11 protein-coding genes are annotated in these 17,290 nt (G+C 56.4%); 4 read left to right on the forward strand and 7 right to left on the reverse strand.

Annotation, left to right across the window (positions count from 1 at the left end):
- Positions 1-30: 30 nt before the first annotated feature.
- On the reverse strand, positions 31-1,521 hold the full coding sequence (gene aroE, locus Pla52o_RS11670) for a shikimate dehydrogenase (protein ID WP_146594802.1): 1,491 nt from the start codon (positions 1,519-1,521) through the stop codon (positions 31-33).
- A gap of 121 nt (positions 1,522-1,642) precedes the next feature.
- Between aroE and Pla52o_RS11675 the strand changes: the two genes are divergently transcribed.
- The 4 genes from Pla52o_RS11675 (at position 1,643) to Pla52o_RS11690 (ending at position 8,310) form a co-directional block, all read left to right on the forward strand.
- The gene (locus tag Pla52o_RS11675) at positions 1,643-2,824 is read left to right on the forward strand and encodes an outer membrane protein assembly factor BamB family protein (protein WP_146594803.1); all 1,182 of its coding nucleotides are present in this window, start codon (positions 1,643-1,645) and stop codon (positions 2,822-2,824) included.
- Positions 2,825-2,990: 166 nt separating this feature from the next.
- Complete coding sequence (locus Pla52o_RS11680) at positions 2,991-4,310, forward strand: coproporphyrinogen-III oxidase family protein (protein WP_146594804.1); 1,320 nt, start codon at positions 2,991-2,993, stop codon at positions 4,308-4,310.
- The gene (locus tag Pla52o_RS11685; RefSeq protein WP_390620855.1) at positions 4,307-4,771 is read left to right on the forward strand and encodes a glycine cleavage system protein H; all 465 of its coding nucleotides are present in this window, start codon (positions 4,307-4,309) and stop codon (positions 4,769-4,771) included. Before Pla52o_RS11680 ends, Pla52o_RS11685 begins: the two co-directional genes overlap by 4 nt.
- A gap of 158 nt (positions 4,772-4,929) precedes the next feature.
- Positions 4,930-8,310, forward strand: coding sequence for a DEAD/DEAH box helicase (locus Pla52o_RS11690; RefSeq protein ID WP_146594805.1), 3,381 nt, complete (start codon positions 4,930-4,932; stop codon positions 8,308-8,310).
- Between the two features lie 610 nt (positions 8,311-8,920).
- On the opposite strand, the gene Pla52o_RS11695 is transcribed toward Pla52o_RS11690, so the two are convergent.
- From Pla52o_RS11695 to Pla52o_RS11720, 6 genes are all read right to left on the reverse strand, one after another.
- The gene (locus Pla52o_RS11695) at positions 8,921-9,325 is read right to left on the reverse strand and encodes a hypothetical protein (protein ID WP_146594806.1); all 405 of its coding nucleotides are present in this window, start codon (positions 9,323-9,325) and stop codon (positions 8,921-8,923) included.
- Between the two features lie 185 nt (positions 9,326-9,510).
- Positions 9,511-9,897 (reverse strand): transposase, encoded by a 387-nt coding sequence (locus tag Pla52o_RS11700; RefSeq protein ID WP_197169190.1) that lies wholly within the window; start codon positions 9,895-9,897, stop codon positions 9,511-9,513.
- A gap of 331 nt (positions 9,898-10,228) precedes the next feature.
- Positions 10,229-11,728 carry a sodium:solute symporter family protein gene (locus Pla52o_RS11705; RefSeq protein ID WP_146594808.1) on the reverse strand — a complete coding sequence of 500 codons (1,500 nt, stop codon included), beginning with the start codon at positions 11,726-11,728 and terminating at the stop codon, positions 10,229-10,231.
- 484 nt (positions 11,729-12,212) lie between these two features.
- A complete protein-coding gene (locus Pla52o_RS11710; protein WP_146594809.1) occupies positions 12,213-15,359 on the reverse strand; it encodes an efflux RND transporter permease subunit in 3,147 nt (1,048 codons plus the stop codon).
- Positions 15,356-16,510 (reverse strand): efflux RND transporter periplasmic adaptor subunit, encoded by a 1,155-nt coding sequence (locus tag Pla52o_RS11715; protein ID WP_146594810.1) that lies wholly within the window; start codon positions 16,508-16,510, stop codon positions 15,356-15,358. The genes Pla52o_RS11710 and Pla52o_RS11715 overlap by 4 nt, the downstream gene beginning before the upstream one ends.
- A 5-nt stretch (positions 16,511-16,515) precedes the next feature.
- Entirely contained in the window at positions 16,516-17,106 is a 591-nt protein-coding gene (locus Pla52o_RS11720) for a TetR/AcrR family transcriptional regulator (protein WP_146594811.1), read from the reverse strand.
- Positions 17,107-17,290 lie beyond the last annotated feature (184 nt).

Raw genomic sequence — 17,290 nt, forward strand, 5'->3', positions numbered from 1 at the left:
ATGCTTTTTTCTCGAGAGGGGGGGGGGCGCTTAATTCAATTGAACCGGGTTGGTCGCCTGTTTGATGGTATCTCGCATCAACGCGATCGGGGCGTCACGCCCCGTAAACAATTTGTACTGGTAGGCCGCTTGGCGAACAAACATATCGATACCGGTGATGATGCGGCAGCCGTGCTTTCTTGCCTGCTTGATCAACATCGTGCTCTCGGGATTGTAGACGGTATCGAAGACGACCATGAATTGATTCATGGCCGAAGCGAGGTACGGGCTGCTGTCGACATCTGGGTGCATTCCGATGGGGGTCCCATTGACCAAGAGATTGACCTTAAACGCATGGCGTTCTTCCCATTCGATCGCTCGACAGCCAATTTCCGACGCCAACAGATTAGAGCGTTCAAAGGTTCGCGAGGCGATCGTAATTTCGGCCCCCCGTTGGCGCAACCCCCAAGCGATCGCTCTGGAAACGCCCCCGGCGCCGAGGATCAAGACCGACATTCCCTGCATCGGTTTGTCGACATCCTTTTTCAATGTCAGCACCGCTTCGATACAGTCCATGGCAGCCCGATAATCGGTGTTGTAGCCGAGATTATCCTTGCCATGAAAAATCACGGTATTGACGGCGCCGATGCCGTTGGCACTCGATTCCGCTTGGGTGCAATGCTCAAGCGTCCGCTCTTTGTGAGGGATCGTGACGCTCACGCCACTGACGCCAAGATCGCGAGCGTTTTGCATAAACTTGTGCAAATCGTCTGGCGGAACGCGAAACGGCAAATAGCGGGCATTGAGGCCTTGCTCGTAAAAGGCGGTATTGTGGATCAACGGGCTGTAGCTATGAGCCACGGGATCGGCAATGACGCCGAACAACTCGGTCGCTTCGTTGATCTCTTTGTAGCGGTACAGCGTGTTCATTTCCTTCCAATTGAGCTGGCCTGGTGCGAGCTTTTTGTCGGCGCTGTACGTCGCGTAGGTAAACGGCGAACCGACTCGTTCGCCAAGAATGCGGGTCACCATGCCAATTTCGCCCATACAGATCCCGATCGTCGGACGCTTCGCATTTTTGACCATATTCAACATGCGGAGGTTATCCGAGAACGTCGTCGCCAACGTTGCGATTTTGACAATATCGGCATCCTCTTCGGCCATCGCGGCGGCGAGTCCTTCGAGATCATCGGGGGTTTCCGCGAAATCGTGGTAACTGATGATCCGCTTTGTATTGCCATAACGGGGGATCTGAGAGGCAATATCGGCCTCGATATCGACATATTCGACCCCGGCGGCGATCGCGCTTCGCAACACCATCAACCGTTCCTGCTCGCTGCGCATCCAACGGCCACCGTCTTCGCGACGACGACAAGTAATGACGACGGGACCAGGGCGTTCATCGATCAATCGTTTCAAATTGACAGCTCGACCGAGGAAATCGAGTCGCAGTTCGACCAATTCGGCCCCTTGCTCGACAAGAAACTGATGTTCAGCAATCATCCGCTTATGGCGGGCCCGACCGAGGCTAACACAAATCATGAATTAGAAAAAACATCGAGGAAGAACGGTCCTGCATTCGCAGGGTGAACGAAGCACGTATAATCGCTGGAATTGCCGATTTTGACTACCGGCTATCTCAGAGACTCGAAAAGAACCCGCAATGTTACCTATGAAAACGTTTTCAAAATGGATTTGCGTCGCGATTGCCGCTGCGATGGTGTCGTCTTTGCCGACCACCGCTCCAGGTAAAACGGTGGCCGCAGGTGAATCGGTCTCGACAAACCAAGAGAAAAAAGCGAAATCCGCTAATTGGTCCCTTTCGCGTGGAAATCCCCAGTCGACGGGGGCGACCGACCAAGTGGTGCCCGAAAACTTAGTCGTGAAATGGGAATTCAAGGCCGACGAGGCCATCGAATCGGCCTTGGTCGTGGCCGACAAACTCGTTTTCGCTGCCGATGTGATGGGCAAACTCTACGCGATCTCGCGTAGCGACGGCAAGGAAGTTTGGACGCACTTTTACGACACCGGCTTCACCGCCCCGCCAGCGATCGATAACGGACGTTTGCTCATCGGCGACGTCGAAGGCAACCTCTACGCCCTGGACGCAGCGACCGGCAAACCGCTTTGGCAGGCGCAAACCGAAGGCCAGATCAGCGGATCGGCCGCGTTTTTCAAAGACAACGTGCTCATCACCAGCCAGGATGGAAAACTCTACTGCTTTGCCGGCAACGACGGTTCGCTGCGGTGGACCTACCAGACGGACGATCAAATTCGTTGCAGCCCGACTGTGGCCGGAGAGCGAACCTTTTTAGGCGGATGTGACGGACAATTACATATCGTCGATCTCAACACCGGCAAAGCGATCGGCGATACCTTGCCGCTCGGTGGCCCGACGGGCAGCACGCCTGCGGTCCTCGGTGAGCGTGCCTTTTTGCCGATCATGGACGGCGCCGTGCTGGCCTTGGATTGGAAAAACCACCAAGAACTTTGGCGTTACATCGACGAGGATCGCCCGCAGGAGTATCGCAACAGTGCCGCAGTGGCGGGCGACCAAGTCATCGTCAGCAGCCAGAACAAGCAGGTTGATTCGATTTCAGTTAAAACAGGCAAACGATTGTGGCGTTATACTCTCCGTCGACGGGCCGATGCCTCTCCCGTGATTTCGGCGGAGGATGTTTGGATCGCCGCCACCGACGGACGTTTGATCCGTTTGTCGCTCGCCGATGGCAGCGAACGATGGAGCTATGAAATTCGGGGATCGTTTATTGCCCCTCCCGCGATTGCCGGTGGCGAAGTCTTCGTCGCTGACGATAATGGGATCGTGCGGTGCTTCGGTAAATAGCCAACCTCCTCCACCTCGATTCATAACGACGCATTCCATAACGGCGCATCCCCTCGTTCAACCGTCTCGTTCAACCGTCTCGTTCAACGGTGATGTTCAACCGCGATATTCAACCGTGACGCCCCCCCTCTGACTCCCTTCCCCTCCTAGCCCAAAGCCATTCTTTATGTCATCGGCCGCAAGCGATAAGAAGAAAACCGAAGTCGGTAGCTACTTCATCTCGAACTATCCACCGTATAGCCAGTGGAAGCGGGAACAATTACCGGCCGTGCAGGATGCGCTGCATCACGCCCCCAAAGAAGACACGCCGCTGGGGCTCTACTTACACATTCCGTTTTGTCGCAAGCGATGCAAGTTTTGTTACTTCAAGGTCTTCACCGACGTGAAAGCTGCCGAGGTCCAACGCTACGTGGATGCGCTGTGCAACGAAATTTCGATGGTCAGCAAACTGCCAGTGATGGGCGATCGGCCCTTTCGGTTTGTTTACTTCGGCGGTGGCACCCCCAGTTTTCTGTCGCCCAAACAACTCACCAAGCTCGCCGACCGACTTCGTCAACACATCACGTGGGACGGCGCTGAAGAGGTCACATTCGAGTGTGAACCGGGGACGCTGAGCGAAACAAAAGTCAAAACGCTTCGCGAAGAACTTGGCGTGACCCGTCTTAGTCTGGGGATCGAAAACTTCTCGGACAAAATCCTTGAAGACAACGGACGCGCCCACCTCAGCAAACAAGTGTTTAATGCTTGGGAATGGATCTCTGCGGCCCAATTCCCCAACGTCAACATTGACTTGATCTCGGGGATGGTGGGTGAGACCTGGGACAATTGGAAAGAGAACGTGCGTCGGACCCTCGAACTGTCTCCTGAGAGTGTCACCATCTACCAGATGGAATTGCCGTTCAATACGGTCTACAGCAAAGACATTCTGGGGAACAAAGTCGAAAGCCCGGTTGCGGATTGGGAGACCAAACGCGGCTGGGTGGATTACGCCTTTAGCGAATTCATTTCGGCGGGCTACAGCGTCAGTAGCGCTTATACCGTTGTCAAAGACCCCAGCAAAGTGAACTTCTCGTACCGCGACAATCTTTGGCAGGGTGCCGACTTGCTGGCGACCGGAATCGCCAGCTTTGGTCACGCCAGTGGAGTGCACTACCAAAACCTTCCCGAACTCGAACAATACCTCAGCACGGTGGAATCAGGCGAACTGCCTCTGGGGCGTGGCTTTGTGCCCACGGATCACCAACGTTTGGTTCGTGAAATGATCCTGTTGCTAAAACGTGGGCATTTGGAAGCGGGATATTTCCGTGACAAGTTTGGGGTCGAGATTGTCGAACACTGGCAACCGCAATGGAACACCTATATTGACGACGGCTTGGTGACCATCGATGGCGACACCATTCGCCTGACACGCGATGGGTTGTTGCGTGCGGACGCATTGTTGCCGGCATTTTTTGAGCCTGAGCACCAAGGGGTCCGCTACACGTGAGCCACCATTCGTTCTCGTTCGCGATGGGCGAATTCACCGCCGAATTTCCTGGCGACCGCATGTACGTCAGCAATCACATGTGGGCACTGCAAACCAAGGGCGATCTCTGGCGTTTCGGCTTGACCGGATATGCCGTACGACTGCTGCAAGACGTCTACTTTTTAGAGTGGACGGTCGAACCGCCGTCGGCAATGAAATCACGTCAATTGCTAGGGGCAATCGAAAGCAAGAAAGCGGAAAGCGATCTGTATGCGCCGATTGCCGGTGTCTTGGTGGCGATCAATGACGCAGCGTTGGCGGACCCTTCGGTCGTCAATGCCGACACCTATGGCGAGGGTTGGTTGTTCGAAATGGAAAGCCGCGAGGTCGCGGCGCTGCTAAGCCCCGAAGGCTATCAAGCTCACTTAATCGACGCCTGGGAAGTCGCTCAACGCACAATTAAAGGCCAAGCGAACACCTAACCCCCCATTGATTTGCCTGCCCGCAGGTGCGCTCCAACTTTCCATTTCGCCTCGGCACTGATTTGCATTTCTGTTAAAACGAGCGCACCGCGGAAACCCCCTGCGGAAAAACCAAAGCGGGCCACGGGGCCCTTCATCTCACGTTGAGCCTGGATTTGATGAAGAACGGAATCTCCAACAAACAGTCCCTCCAAGCCTCTCGTTCTAAACCGTTTCAGCCCGAACTACTTCCCGAGCTACTTCCCCAGGATTCCAACAAGCCGGCATTTTTAGAGCCCCCCAAACAGGATCCCTACCAGGGACGGCGGCGGCACCGGGAATGGTTCGACCGGTTGATCGAGGTCAACGAAAGCTTTCCGGATGCCATCACCGCGACTTCCCCCAAAGCGGCTTTGCAATTTGTGGTCGACCAGATTTTTTCGGCCGGCGAGTTTCTCGGCTTCGTTTACGAAAAAGACCAAACCTTTGCTACGTTTGTGCGGGTCGATGGCACCCACCCGAAAGCCGGCTGCACCTGTGATGTTTCGTCAGGCCGGTTTCCCTGCGTCCACCTGTTCGATTTCACGAACTACTTGCTAGACGAGTTAGAGCAACCCAATACGTGGCTCACCCATACCGTGACCAAGGGAGCGTTTGATCCTGGACGGGCAAACTACGAGCGATTTCAAGTCGATCGAAAACAACAAACGCTTCGCCAGTTAGACAAATTGCTAAATCGTGAATCCGAGTGGAGCCACGAGAAGGAAGCGTTTAGCGACGCCGCTTTGCCTCCCCTCGCTGTGGAACATACCCAGCGTCTCGTCTGGGACTTCAAGTTCAGCGACGGCGAGCTTGAAGTTCATCCGCTGCTGCAGCAGCAAAAAAAACGGCATGACGGCTACACCAAGGGCAGGAGAGTATCGCTCGACCGACTCGCCCACCAAGTCGAATTGCCGCTCTCCGATGCCGACCGTCGTGTTGCTGGCTGTATCAAACATGCGCACAACCCCCACTACGGCATCTTCACTCCGTTCCTTTCTCCGCTGGACGCGTTGTCGAACCTCGTCAATCATCCGCATGTTCAATTTGAGGGTACGGCTTGCAAGATCGTTCGAAGCCCCCTGCAATTGACGCTGCTGCGCAGCGGCGAGCTTGATCAATGGAGCTTCGTTTCAACCGATGAACAAGGCCAGCCCGAGGACGGCACGTTGATCAACACCTCCACTGCATTCTTGCGCATTGACCAAGCCAATCACGTTCTTTATTTAAGCGAAATGAGCACGGAGAACGTCTCGCTGATCAAGGAGCTGCGAGCGCTCGGAGAAATGGAATCGAATCAGATTGAAAGCATCACCGAAAAGGTGCGTCCGCTGCAGAACCGAATTTCGCTTCGATTGCCCGAAGCGTACGCCGGCCCGGTCGTCAGCGAAGAGGCTCGCTTAGCCCTGTTGCTGCGATCGCGAAGAGACGGCGCGTTGGATTATGGAATTCGTTTCCGTGACGCTGCGGGGCATCTACGGCGCCCCGGCGCCGAACCGATGGTCGTTTCAGTCGAGCGTGATGGCAAGACGATTCAAATTCAACGTCATTCAACGGACGAGTTCCGCCGAGCTCACGATCTCGTCGATTCGCTTGCCTTGCCGATCGACAATCACACGTGGCTCGGAACGATCTCCGAGTTCCACACCGGGTTGCACGTGATCGAACAACTCCAAGCGTGCGAATTGGATATCGAGATTCTGTGGGACAAAACGAGCGAGAAACCGATCACGGTCCTGGGAAGCCTGAACAACGCAAATGTCCGCGTCGACATCACCAGCAAGCGGAATTGGTTTGGCATTACCGGCGAATGCGATTTTGGCAATACAAAAATGCCACTTAAAGAATTGCTTGACGATCTGAGCCGCTCTTCGGATGACGCAATCCAAGGCGATTTTGTCCGCATCGGTGATGGCGGCTGGGCGCGCATCTCCGCTTCGCTGCGTCAACGTCTACGGAGCCTGCAGGAGGCCACTCATACCGATCGCCAAACGCTGAAACTCGATGCAACCGCGGCGCCGGCCATTCGCGAACTGCTCGAAGCAGATATCCAGGTCAACGCAACCAAGGCGTGGCAGCAATGCCTCACTCGGCTTGACCGCGCCGAAACGTTGAATCCCACGGTCCCCAAGAATCTCGACGCCACCCTTCGAGATTACCAAATCGACGGTTACAAATGGATGAGTCGTCTCGCCGAGTGGGGTGTGGGAGGGATTTTGGCCGATGACATGGGATTGGGAAAAACCTTGCAAACGCTGGCGGTATTGTTGGATCGCTCGGCTGCTGGGCCCGCGTTGGTGATCGCGCCCACCTCGGTCGGATTCAATTGGGCTCGCGAAGCCGAGCGATTTGCGCCCGATTTGAACGTCCATCTTTACCGCGAAACCGAGCGCCAAGAATTTCTGCCATCGGTGGGACCAGGCAGCCTCGTCGTGTGCAGCTATGGATTGACGCTTCGCGATGCCGACGCGTTGGCACAGGTGCAATGGGGCACCCTCGTGCTCGACGAAGCCCAGGCCATCAAAAATAGCCGTAGCAAAACGTCCAAAGCGATTGCCGCTTTGAAATCAGATTGGATTGTCGCGTTGACCGGGACCCCGGTCGAAAATCATCTCGGCGAACTTTGGAGTCTGTTCCATGTCGTTTCGCCAGGCGTGTTTGGCGGTTGGGATCATTTTCGTACACGCTTTGCCCTGCCGATTGAAAAGCATGGCGACGAAGAGAGCCGAATGGCATTGGCGAATCGCTTGAAACCATTTGTGCTTCGCCGCACCAAAGCGGAAGTGTTGACCGAATTACCGCCGAGAACGGAGATGAATTTGTACGTCGACTTGAGCCCTGCCGAGCGAGCCGAGTACGAGAAAGTGCGACTCGAGGCGTTGGGCGAAATTGATCAACTCGAATCGCTGCCGGATAACAACGACCCACGCTTCAAAATCCTCGCGATGCTCACCCGGCTTCGTCAAATTTCTTGCCACGTCGGCTTGGTGAACGAGAAATGGAGCAAGTCGTCGGCGAAACTCGACCAACTTTGCGAAACCCTCGAAAGTTTACGCGAAGAAGGGCATCGGGCACTCGTGTTCAGCCAATTCACGGCCCACTTGGCACTGATTCGAGCGGCACTCGATGCCCGCGGAATCTCGTACGAGTACCTGGATGGATCAACGCCGGCGAAAACGCGTCAACAAGCGGTGGATCGTTTTCAAGAGGGCACGGCGGATGCATTTTTGATTTCGCTAAAAGCGGGCGGAACGGGATTGAATCTGACCGCTGCGGATTACGTCATCCACATGGATCCGTGGTGGAATCCGGCCGTCGAAGATCAAGCTACCGACCGTGCCCATCGCTATGGCCAGGACAAGCCGGTGATGGTTTATCGCATTGTTGCCAAGGGAACGATCGAAGAAGAAATCTTGGCACTGCACGAATCCAAACGAGACCTTGTCGCCGGCGTGATGCAGGGCACCGAAGCGGCCGCCAAACTCTCGAACGACGACTTGATCCGCATGCTTCGCCAATAACGCAAGTGGAGTGCACCGTAGCGCGAGCACGCCGGCTGGACTCGATGCGTCCCAGGACCCGATAGGACTTTGGAGCAAGACTCCAATCGTCGGTGACTGTCGTAAATGCAAGCCGGTTTGCTAGTGCGTTTTGCGAGGATTTCGCACGAAGCTTGGCGTGATCGGCAGCGTTCCACGCTCGCGGGTGCGCGAGTGCAGTTTTGGAGGTTCGGACGACGGATCGTCGATGCGGTTTTCACGACCTCGATTGTATCTGATGACGCGGCGACGAATGCAAACACGATGCCCAAAAATCACTTTCTTTAGCTACTCCTCCACGCACCGTCACGCCGCAGCAGGCGCAGGAACAAGTAGCAAGTCTTCGGCGAGTGCATTCTCCCCCTGTCTGGCGGCAACTCGCTGAAGATTGCGATGGCATCCTGCCCACCAAAAATAAAGGCCGCTTCACTCTGATGCATCCCGCTGCCCCCTCACTGAATCCAAGATCCCGCGTCTGGTCCCGGCGAAGCCTTCCCCTACCATCGGGATTGCCCCCACAAGATACTCTGTCCCCGGTGGCTAACCAACGAATAACGGTAGCCAAATGGCTTCTGTTTTCATGTCGCTTCGCTCAAGTGCATCGTGTGCGCAACTCGCTTTCGGTACCGGACACCTTTTCCTCACGCGGACACCTTTTCCTCACGCTGACCAAATTAGAAACGCTGTCGGTGCCGGCCAGCCCAAACCATGGCCCCAACTCCCGCAGCGTTGCCCCCGACCAACGCCGGCATAGCCAGGCGGCCATGTCACGTCCCGCCGCTGCGCTGCGGAACTTGGCGTACTCAGTCGACACAACTCGGTGAGCCTTCGCGGTTGCAGCAATGATTTCTTCGACGCTAACACCTTTTATTCGGCAGATCGTACTGCGGTGGCGATGGGCGTTACCCCCTTCAGCCAGTTGAACCATCCGGCGGAGAAAGTCTTCGCTGCCAAAAACCCACTCGCGCAGCTCCGACTTGAATGGCTCGTCCGGCACGTTCCGTCCTTCCTTGACGTATTTTCGATAGGCGGTATCCGGATTTTTCCACCGACCGACGCGTTCCAGTAGGCATGCAGCAGATCATACTGAATCCAGTCGACTCGCTTCCCCTCTTACGCGCATCGCCGGCAAAGCTGCTGTACGGCCAGCTTTCCGGATCCGCTGCCAAGGGGCGACCGCCGTTACAGGGATTCAGATGAATGTAACGTCTCAGAGTCCAATAGTAACCGGCGTCTTCGCGCAAGAATCGCTTTGTATCGACCCTGGTAGAGATGTCCGGTGCGCTGGTTGCGTTTGGCATACCAATGGGCGTAGCCCGATAGCCAATGCTGCATTCCGCTGGCGAGATTCGGCTCGGGTGTCTGGATCAACGCATGGATCTGATTTGGCATCAGGCAGTAGGTCAGGACGATCCAACCACTGCGCTGGACTTCGTCTTGGAGTCCCTGTGTAAACCGCTCGTAGTGCCTTGGGTCATGGAACCGTTTGCGTCGTCCATCGCCTCGTGACACTCGTGTGAGGATGTGGTAATTGGCACCTGGAAACTGGATGCGTGGTGGTCGCGGCATCGAATCGCCCCCTAACAACAAGTGGACCCCCACAAACAGCCAATCCCACCTTTTCACAACACCGCACACAAGGCCTGACCCCGGCGAACGCCTTCCTGTAGGCGATCTGCGGCGTGCGAACCGTCTCGAATGGCCCATCCCCGTGTCCGAGTGCTCTCATGATCGGCGACGGGGCCTCTAGCAGCGCCATGAGAGCCATGACTTGTGGTGCAAGAACCATGACTCAAAAATTCCCCCACCACGCTAAGCTGGCTTTTTTGCCGCCCCATCAAAACGACAGCTTGCCTCACATGTTTACAACGCGTCTGCGTCGTTGATTTGAACGACGCGATCACTCCGCGAGCTCGACCGTTTTTGTTGTCCCCAAGATCCAGCCGACGACAAATCCAAACGCGCTACACAGGGTTCCGGCCAATTCGTGCGGAATTGGCAAACCGTAGGCTTCGAGCCATGGCTCGAAAAAGATCTCCCAGCCCAACAACATGTGAAACGACCAAACGGTAATCCCGAACCCCATGGCAAGATTCGCGGCCAGCGGCGGGATGTTCTCAAACTTCATTCCGATCAGGAACGGAACGACCAAACTGACCAGCGCCATGGAGTACGATCCTTGAACCAATTCATATGCCCCTTCGCCACGATAGGCCAACCATGCCGAGGCCGCTGTGACAAGTAAGATCGCTCCGCGTTGGAGTCGCAAAAGGCCGATTTGCGTTGGCGGCCGCGAACGTGTCTTTCGCCACAATGGCTCGACCAAATTATGGGCCATCACCGCCGACGGAGCCATCACGGCGCTGACGATCGTTGACAACACGGCCGAAACGATCGCCAGAAAGAAAAGGAGTAACAACATCGGGTTGAGCAACTTGCTAGCGACTAGAAGCACCACGCCATCAAGTTCCCCTTCGGCACGCGGCAACAACAGATGGGCCGCCATGCCTGCGCCGATGGGCAGAACGCCCATCAACAAATAGCCTCCGCTGGCCCACAAACACGCACGCGCCGCAACTTGGTCACTCTTGGCTGAGAAGATTCGCTGCATCAAATCTTGCATCGGCAAATTGCCCAGCGCCCCGATCGCTAGCGCGCTGATCGCCACCATCGTGTCACGCCAAAAGGTGGGTGGATCCGCGATCCGCCAACGCTCTGCGGCAATGTCCGTCTGCATCGCGGAGACTCCCGCCGTGACCGACCCGTCGCCCAAGTGAACCAGGATGGCATGTCCGAGCAACAGCAAACCGAGCAAGATAAACAACATCTGAACCGCATCGGTCCACGTGATCGTCCACATCCCCCCGAGCAATGTGTAGCCGGTTCCGATGGTCGCCACGGCGACGATGCCCCATTCCTTCGGCACTCCAAAAAAAACATCAAGCAATTGAGCAAGCGCCACAAATTGTGCGGCAACCCAGCCAAAATAACTAGGCACGATAATCAGCGAAGAGAGGATCTCTGCGGTCTTACCGAAGCGACGATAGAAGAAATCGGGAACGGTCAAAATCCCCATGCGCCACATCGGAGCGGCAACAAACAACCCCGCCAATAGCAAACAACCGGCAATCCCCACAGGATCGAGCATCGCCTTGCGCAGCCCTTCGTTGCCCACCTCGTCGGCGGTCGTCATCAAAGACTCCGCGCCAAACCAGGTCGCAATGATGGTGATCGTGGCCAGCGACGTCGGTAACCGACGTCCCGCCAAGACAAAGTCCTCGACGTTCTTGACGCGACGTTGCGCCACGAACCCGATCACGTACATCGCGATCAAGTAGACGACCAAGGCACTCGCAAACAGGGAATAGATCCCCGAAGGTAACGCAGCGGATTCAGGCATAGGTATAGGAAGGCAAAGGAATCCTGAGACCAGCTCAAATTTGTCGCGACATATTAGCGAAATCTCTCCCGCTGCCGAGCCCCAAAAACACAAATCGAAGAAAGATTCTTGTCGTGACTCGGCGAAACCTAGCTCGGCAGTATCATCGCCCCACTGTCGCTAATTCTAATCTTCCCCACCCCGGTGAAATATCGCTTTGCCGACCGATTTTCATTTTATGCCCCCTCGTCACATCAAGGGATGCGAACACACGGCCGGAACGTTGACCCTACAAGTCATAGGCTTTCTTGGCCCCCAGCCCGTTGGGCTGGGCTAGGTAAACTTCCCAAACTTGGCCGCTTAAATACGAAATCACAACTTCAAAACGGAAGCGTCCGGTTGCAAAAAACAGACAACCTCCGCAGTTCAGCTCACGTCTGACTCGGTCCACGCCTCGCCCACGCCAAGCTGTTCACGCCAAGCTGTTCACGCCAAGCTGTTCAGGTCAAGCTAAGTTCGGTGCCGTCGGGATCATTTCGCCCGTCAGACTCTCGGTCGATGCGTCCCGCAAGTTCACCGGTTCAGACGGCATCAGGCGATCATCCTGGTCATGGCGATGTGGGGCGGCCAACAACAAGTACAGTGCTGGAACGACAAACAAAGTGAACACGGTGCCGATCGCCATCCCGGCAACCAACACGATCCCGATACTGTTACGGGCCTCCGCCCCCGCTCCGGTGACAAACACCAACGGCAAATGGCCCAGCATCGTCGCCGCCGAGGTCATCAACACCGGGCGCAAACGTGTTTGGGCCGCTTCGATGATCGCGGGGCGTTTTGCCACCCCCGATTCCTGAAGCGAATTGGCAAACTCGACAATCAAGATCCCGTTTTTGGCCACCAGCCCCACCAGCGTGATCAGGCCGACCTGCGAATAAATGTTGATCGTCGTCAGATCCAAACAGGTCAACGCCAGGACGCCGGACATCGCCAAAGGCACCGACCCCAAGAGCACGATCAAGGGATCGCGAAACGATTTGAATTGAGCGGCCAGCACTAAATAGATCAACACCAACGCGAACCCAAGCGTCACGGCCAACGAGGCGCCTTCCCTGCGGATTTGACGTGACTCGCCCGAATAGTCCAGCGTCGCAGCCGTGCCGACGACATCATTGGCAATCGCCTCTAACCGAGTAAGCCCCTGTTCTTTGGTCACCCCCGGAAACACCGCAGCGAAGATTTTGACCGAACTTTGTTGTTGAAACCGGCTCAACGTTCGCGGTGCCGTCTCGGGCTCGATCGATGCGAACGTCGAGACGGGAATCAATTCTCCCGAAGGGCCGCGGATTTTCAAATCCATCAGCGAGCCGGTGGATTGCCGGTCGGCGGCTTCGAGTTGCGGTATCACGCGGTACGAGCGGTTGAAATAGTTGAACCGGTTGACGTAACCGCCCCCCAACAACACTCCCAATTCACGCCCCACGGCGGCCTGGTCGAGCCCCAGATCGGCTAATCGTTCCCGGTCGACCACCACTCGCGCCTGAGGCAGATCAATTTTTAAATCAGTGTCGACGAACATAAACAGATTCGCCTCGCGACCGCGGCGAACAATCTCTTCGGCAAGTTCACGCTGACGCTCTACCGGAAGGTCACTTTTGAGTACCAATTCCACGTCATAGTTCCCCGCCCCTGGGAGCGGCGGGACCAGTACCGGAAACGCCTCTAAGCCGGGGTTTTGCGACGCGATGCCGAACACCTGTGGCAAAATTTGCTGGGTGTTGCGACTCCGCTCGTCCCAATCCTTCGTGATCAAGCCACCAAAGCCGCCGCTGGCCGTCACGACAGCCCACATGTACTCGGATTCCTCGATCGCCTGAAAACCGGTCGCCAATTGCCCCGCCCAGCGTGTCGTCGAACCCAGCGTCGAGTCAGGTGCAGCCGCCAACATCACCGCGATGGCGCCTTCGTCTTCCACGGGTGCGAGTTCTTTTGAAGAGAACCGATACAACGGAAACGCCGCCGCCCCCGCCAACAACGTCGCCAGCGCGATCGACCACCGCAGTTCCAACACCAGCGACAACATGCTCGCGTACCGCCGACGCACCGCGGCAAAGATGCGATTGACCCATCGCGTCATCACTCCTTCGCGGCCGCCCGCAGGCAGCAAATAGGCGCTCATGATCGGTGACAACGTGACCGCAACGACGCCCGAGACCACCACGGCGGCAGCCAAGGTAAAGGCAAACTCGCGGAACAACATCCCCGTCAATCCGCCTTGGAACCCAATCGGTGCATACACCGTTGCCAACGTGATCGTCATCGCCAAAATCGGCCCCACCAATTCACGCGATCCGATCAACGCCGCTTGGATTTTCCCATGCCCCTCTTGGAGATGACGTTGTACATTTTCCACCACCACGATGGCATCATCGACCACCAAACCGACCGCCAGCACGATCGCTAACAACGTCAGTAGGTTGAGCGAAAAACCAAGCAAGTACATGACAATCGCGGCCCCGATCAACGACACCGGCATTGCCACCAACGGCACTAGCGCCGAGCGTACCGATCCCATGAATAGGAACACGACGAAACCAACGATCACAATCGTTTCACTAAGCGTCTTGGAAATTTCGGATAACGAGCGACGCATGAACTTGGTCCCGTCGTAAGCCAATTGCATATCGACGTGCCCAGGAAGCTCCGGCTCCAATTCAGACATCGCTTGGTGGAGCCGGGTGGCCACCTCGATTTCGTTGCTGCCGGGCAATGGCCACACACTGACATAAATCGCTTCGCGACCGCGGTACATCGCCGTCGCAGTCGGCTCTTCGCTGCCAAGTTCGACGCGGGCAACGTCGGATAACCGGATGATCGCACCGGGCCCATCGGCCGATGCGGGAGACTGCCACACAATCAAGTCACCAAATTCTTCAACGCTCCGTAAATCCGTGTTGGTTAGCAAGTCGATCTGGACGGTGTCGCTCTTGACTTGCCCGATCGCCGCCAAGAAGTTGTTTCGTTGTAACGCCGAATAGACATCGCCGGGCGTCAGATTCAGTTCACTCAATCGCTCCGGTGAGATCCAAATCCGCATGGCCGGCGTTTGTCCCGCTTCGATCCCTACCTTCTGTACCCCGGGTACGATCGACAAACGAGGTTGGACGTTACGGGTCAGATAGTCGGTCAGTGCGGGTAGGTTGAAGCGGTCCGAGGTGAAGCTCAGATAGAAGGACGCGTACGGCCGATCGGCGCGTACCAATTCGATCGTCGGAGGCTCCGCTTCGGCGGGTAACTCGCTTCGTACTTGTTGCAATCGAGCGCTGACCTCGGCTAATGCCTTAGTCGAATCATGATTCAAATTGAGCCGCACCGTGACGCTGCTGATGCCGGCGATACTGCTCGATTCGACGTAATCGATCCCCGCCACCGAAGAGACCGCGCGCTCGATTGGCGTCGTTAAAAATCCGCGAACCGTCTCGGCACTGGCGCCAAAGTATACGGTCGTCACCGTAATCGACGTGCTCTCCAATTTGGGAAACTGCTGGATCGGTAACGAAACCGCACAGCGGACGCCGACTAGAACCAAGATCAGATTGACGACGATCGCGAGTACCGGATGTCGAATGAAGAGGTCCGTGATCGCTTTCACTTGGAGATCTCCTCATCCGTGATCTGGGACAAATCCGTCGCCGCCGTTACGTCCGCGACCAAGGCACCGTCGAAAATTTTGAACGATCCGTCGGCGACGACAATCTCGCCTGCGTCGACTCCCGAAATCACACGGACATTTGGATCTTCGCTGCCCGCGACGACCACGTCGCGCGACTCGGCGCGGCGTTGACCGTCACGCTCGGTGACCACAAACACGATGGTTCCACTGGGGCCGCGACGGACAGCCGTCGCGGGAATCAATCGCGCCGGTATCGCGGGTCCGTAGGGAACCGTCACCCGTACAGAATCATTCGGCTGCAGAATCGCAGGCGGGTTGTCAAGTCGTGCTCGCGCAGTAACCGATCGCGAGAGGGCATTGGCCGACGCGTCCACCGCGACGATCGTCGCAGTCGACTGAATCCCCGCTGCACCGATACGCAGCGCCACGTCATCACCGATCGTCATCGCGTCGGCAACGTGCGATGGCATCGCAAAATCGACGTTCAAATAGTCCGCGATCCCCTCTAGCACCGTGATCTCGGTACCTTCGTTCAAGTACTGTCCCACGTGTAGATCAAACAAGCCGACATGCGCGCGAAAGGGAGCACGCAGGTTTTTCTTGTCGATCCTCACCCGCAGTTCCTCAATCAACGCTTCGGCTCGAGTCAATTCGGCTTCAGCAATGTCCAACTCCGACTCGCTGTTGGCATTCGCGCGATTCAAGCGAAGGGATCGCTGTAACGCCGAATCAGCCAACTTGCGAGTCGCTTCGGCACTTTTCAATTGTGCTTGTTCGCTACGAGTATCCAACTGGATCAGCACCGCGTCCTGCTCGACTTCACCGCCGGGGGTCATCAGCACTTTCGTGACGGCACCCGCCAATTCGGTGCGCAACGTAATCGATTCGGGTGCTAACATGTTGCCAATGACAACGGATGTCTGGCGAAAGGTCGTCGGCTGGGCCGTCGCGAGGGTAACCGCGACAGGCATTTCCGGAGGCGGTGACGCAGACATTGCCGCATTCACCTGACGTCCCTTGGCATACGCGATTGCAACCAACAAACCAAGCACGCCGCCGATCACGACAAGCGATCCGACCGCCTTTCGCAGCCAATGGCGTTGGGACCGTTTCAATGGAACTGAATTCATGTTCGTTATTGCTCACTCGCAATCGGCTTAAACTTCATCGACATTTCGCTTTCGATTAACTGCTTCAACTTTTTATGAATGCGTTTTTTTCGAGACTCAATTATATCGTTCGCCGCGATGATCGACTGTAACCAAACGCCATCGATCGTCGCGAGGATCAGCTCCGACAAGTCTCTCGAAAGGCCATCCTCACGCATCAATTGCAACAGCGTTTGATGAACTTCGTTGACCAGCGAATTGCCTCCGCCTCCTTGAACCAAGGCCACCATCACCGCAGCGCAGTCACAGTCGGGCTCCGCGGCCGTCGGCTCCCCGAGAAAGAGTTCTAAGATGGCCTTGGCTCGTTGGCCGGTCCCGACGGCATGCGGGGCGGCTGCCTGTTGGACTTGGTTCAAGTAATCCCCAACGGCTTGCTCTAGAAAGGCGTCCACCAACGATTCCTTGGAAGGAAAGTGGTGCATCAGCCCCCCTTTGCTCAGTCCCGCTTTGCGACAAACCGCAGAGAGCGTCACCGCCGGGAGTCCTCCGGCGAGGATCAATTGCATCACTGCATCGAGGATACGGGTGGTCGTTTCGGGTCCGGTTGTAGGTGCCATCAGCGGATCATACCGACCGGTCGGTCGGTACACAAGCGTCGCTGGGAACGTCGGCGGTTTGAAGACAGGCGATCGGAAAACGTGACAAAGCACCAAACCTCTCGATGCCGACTCGGATCGACACGCCGCCCGCGTTTAACACTGCTTAAGATCCGATTTTGCCCCCGATCCAAATAGAAAATTC

It is taken from the genome of Novipirellula galeiformis (assembly GCF_007860095.1).
GTDB classification, from domain to species: Bacteria; Planctomycetota; Planctomycetia; order Pirellulales; family Pirellulaceae; genus Novipirellula; species Novipirellula galeiformis.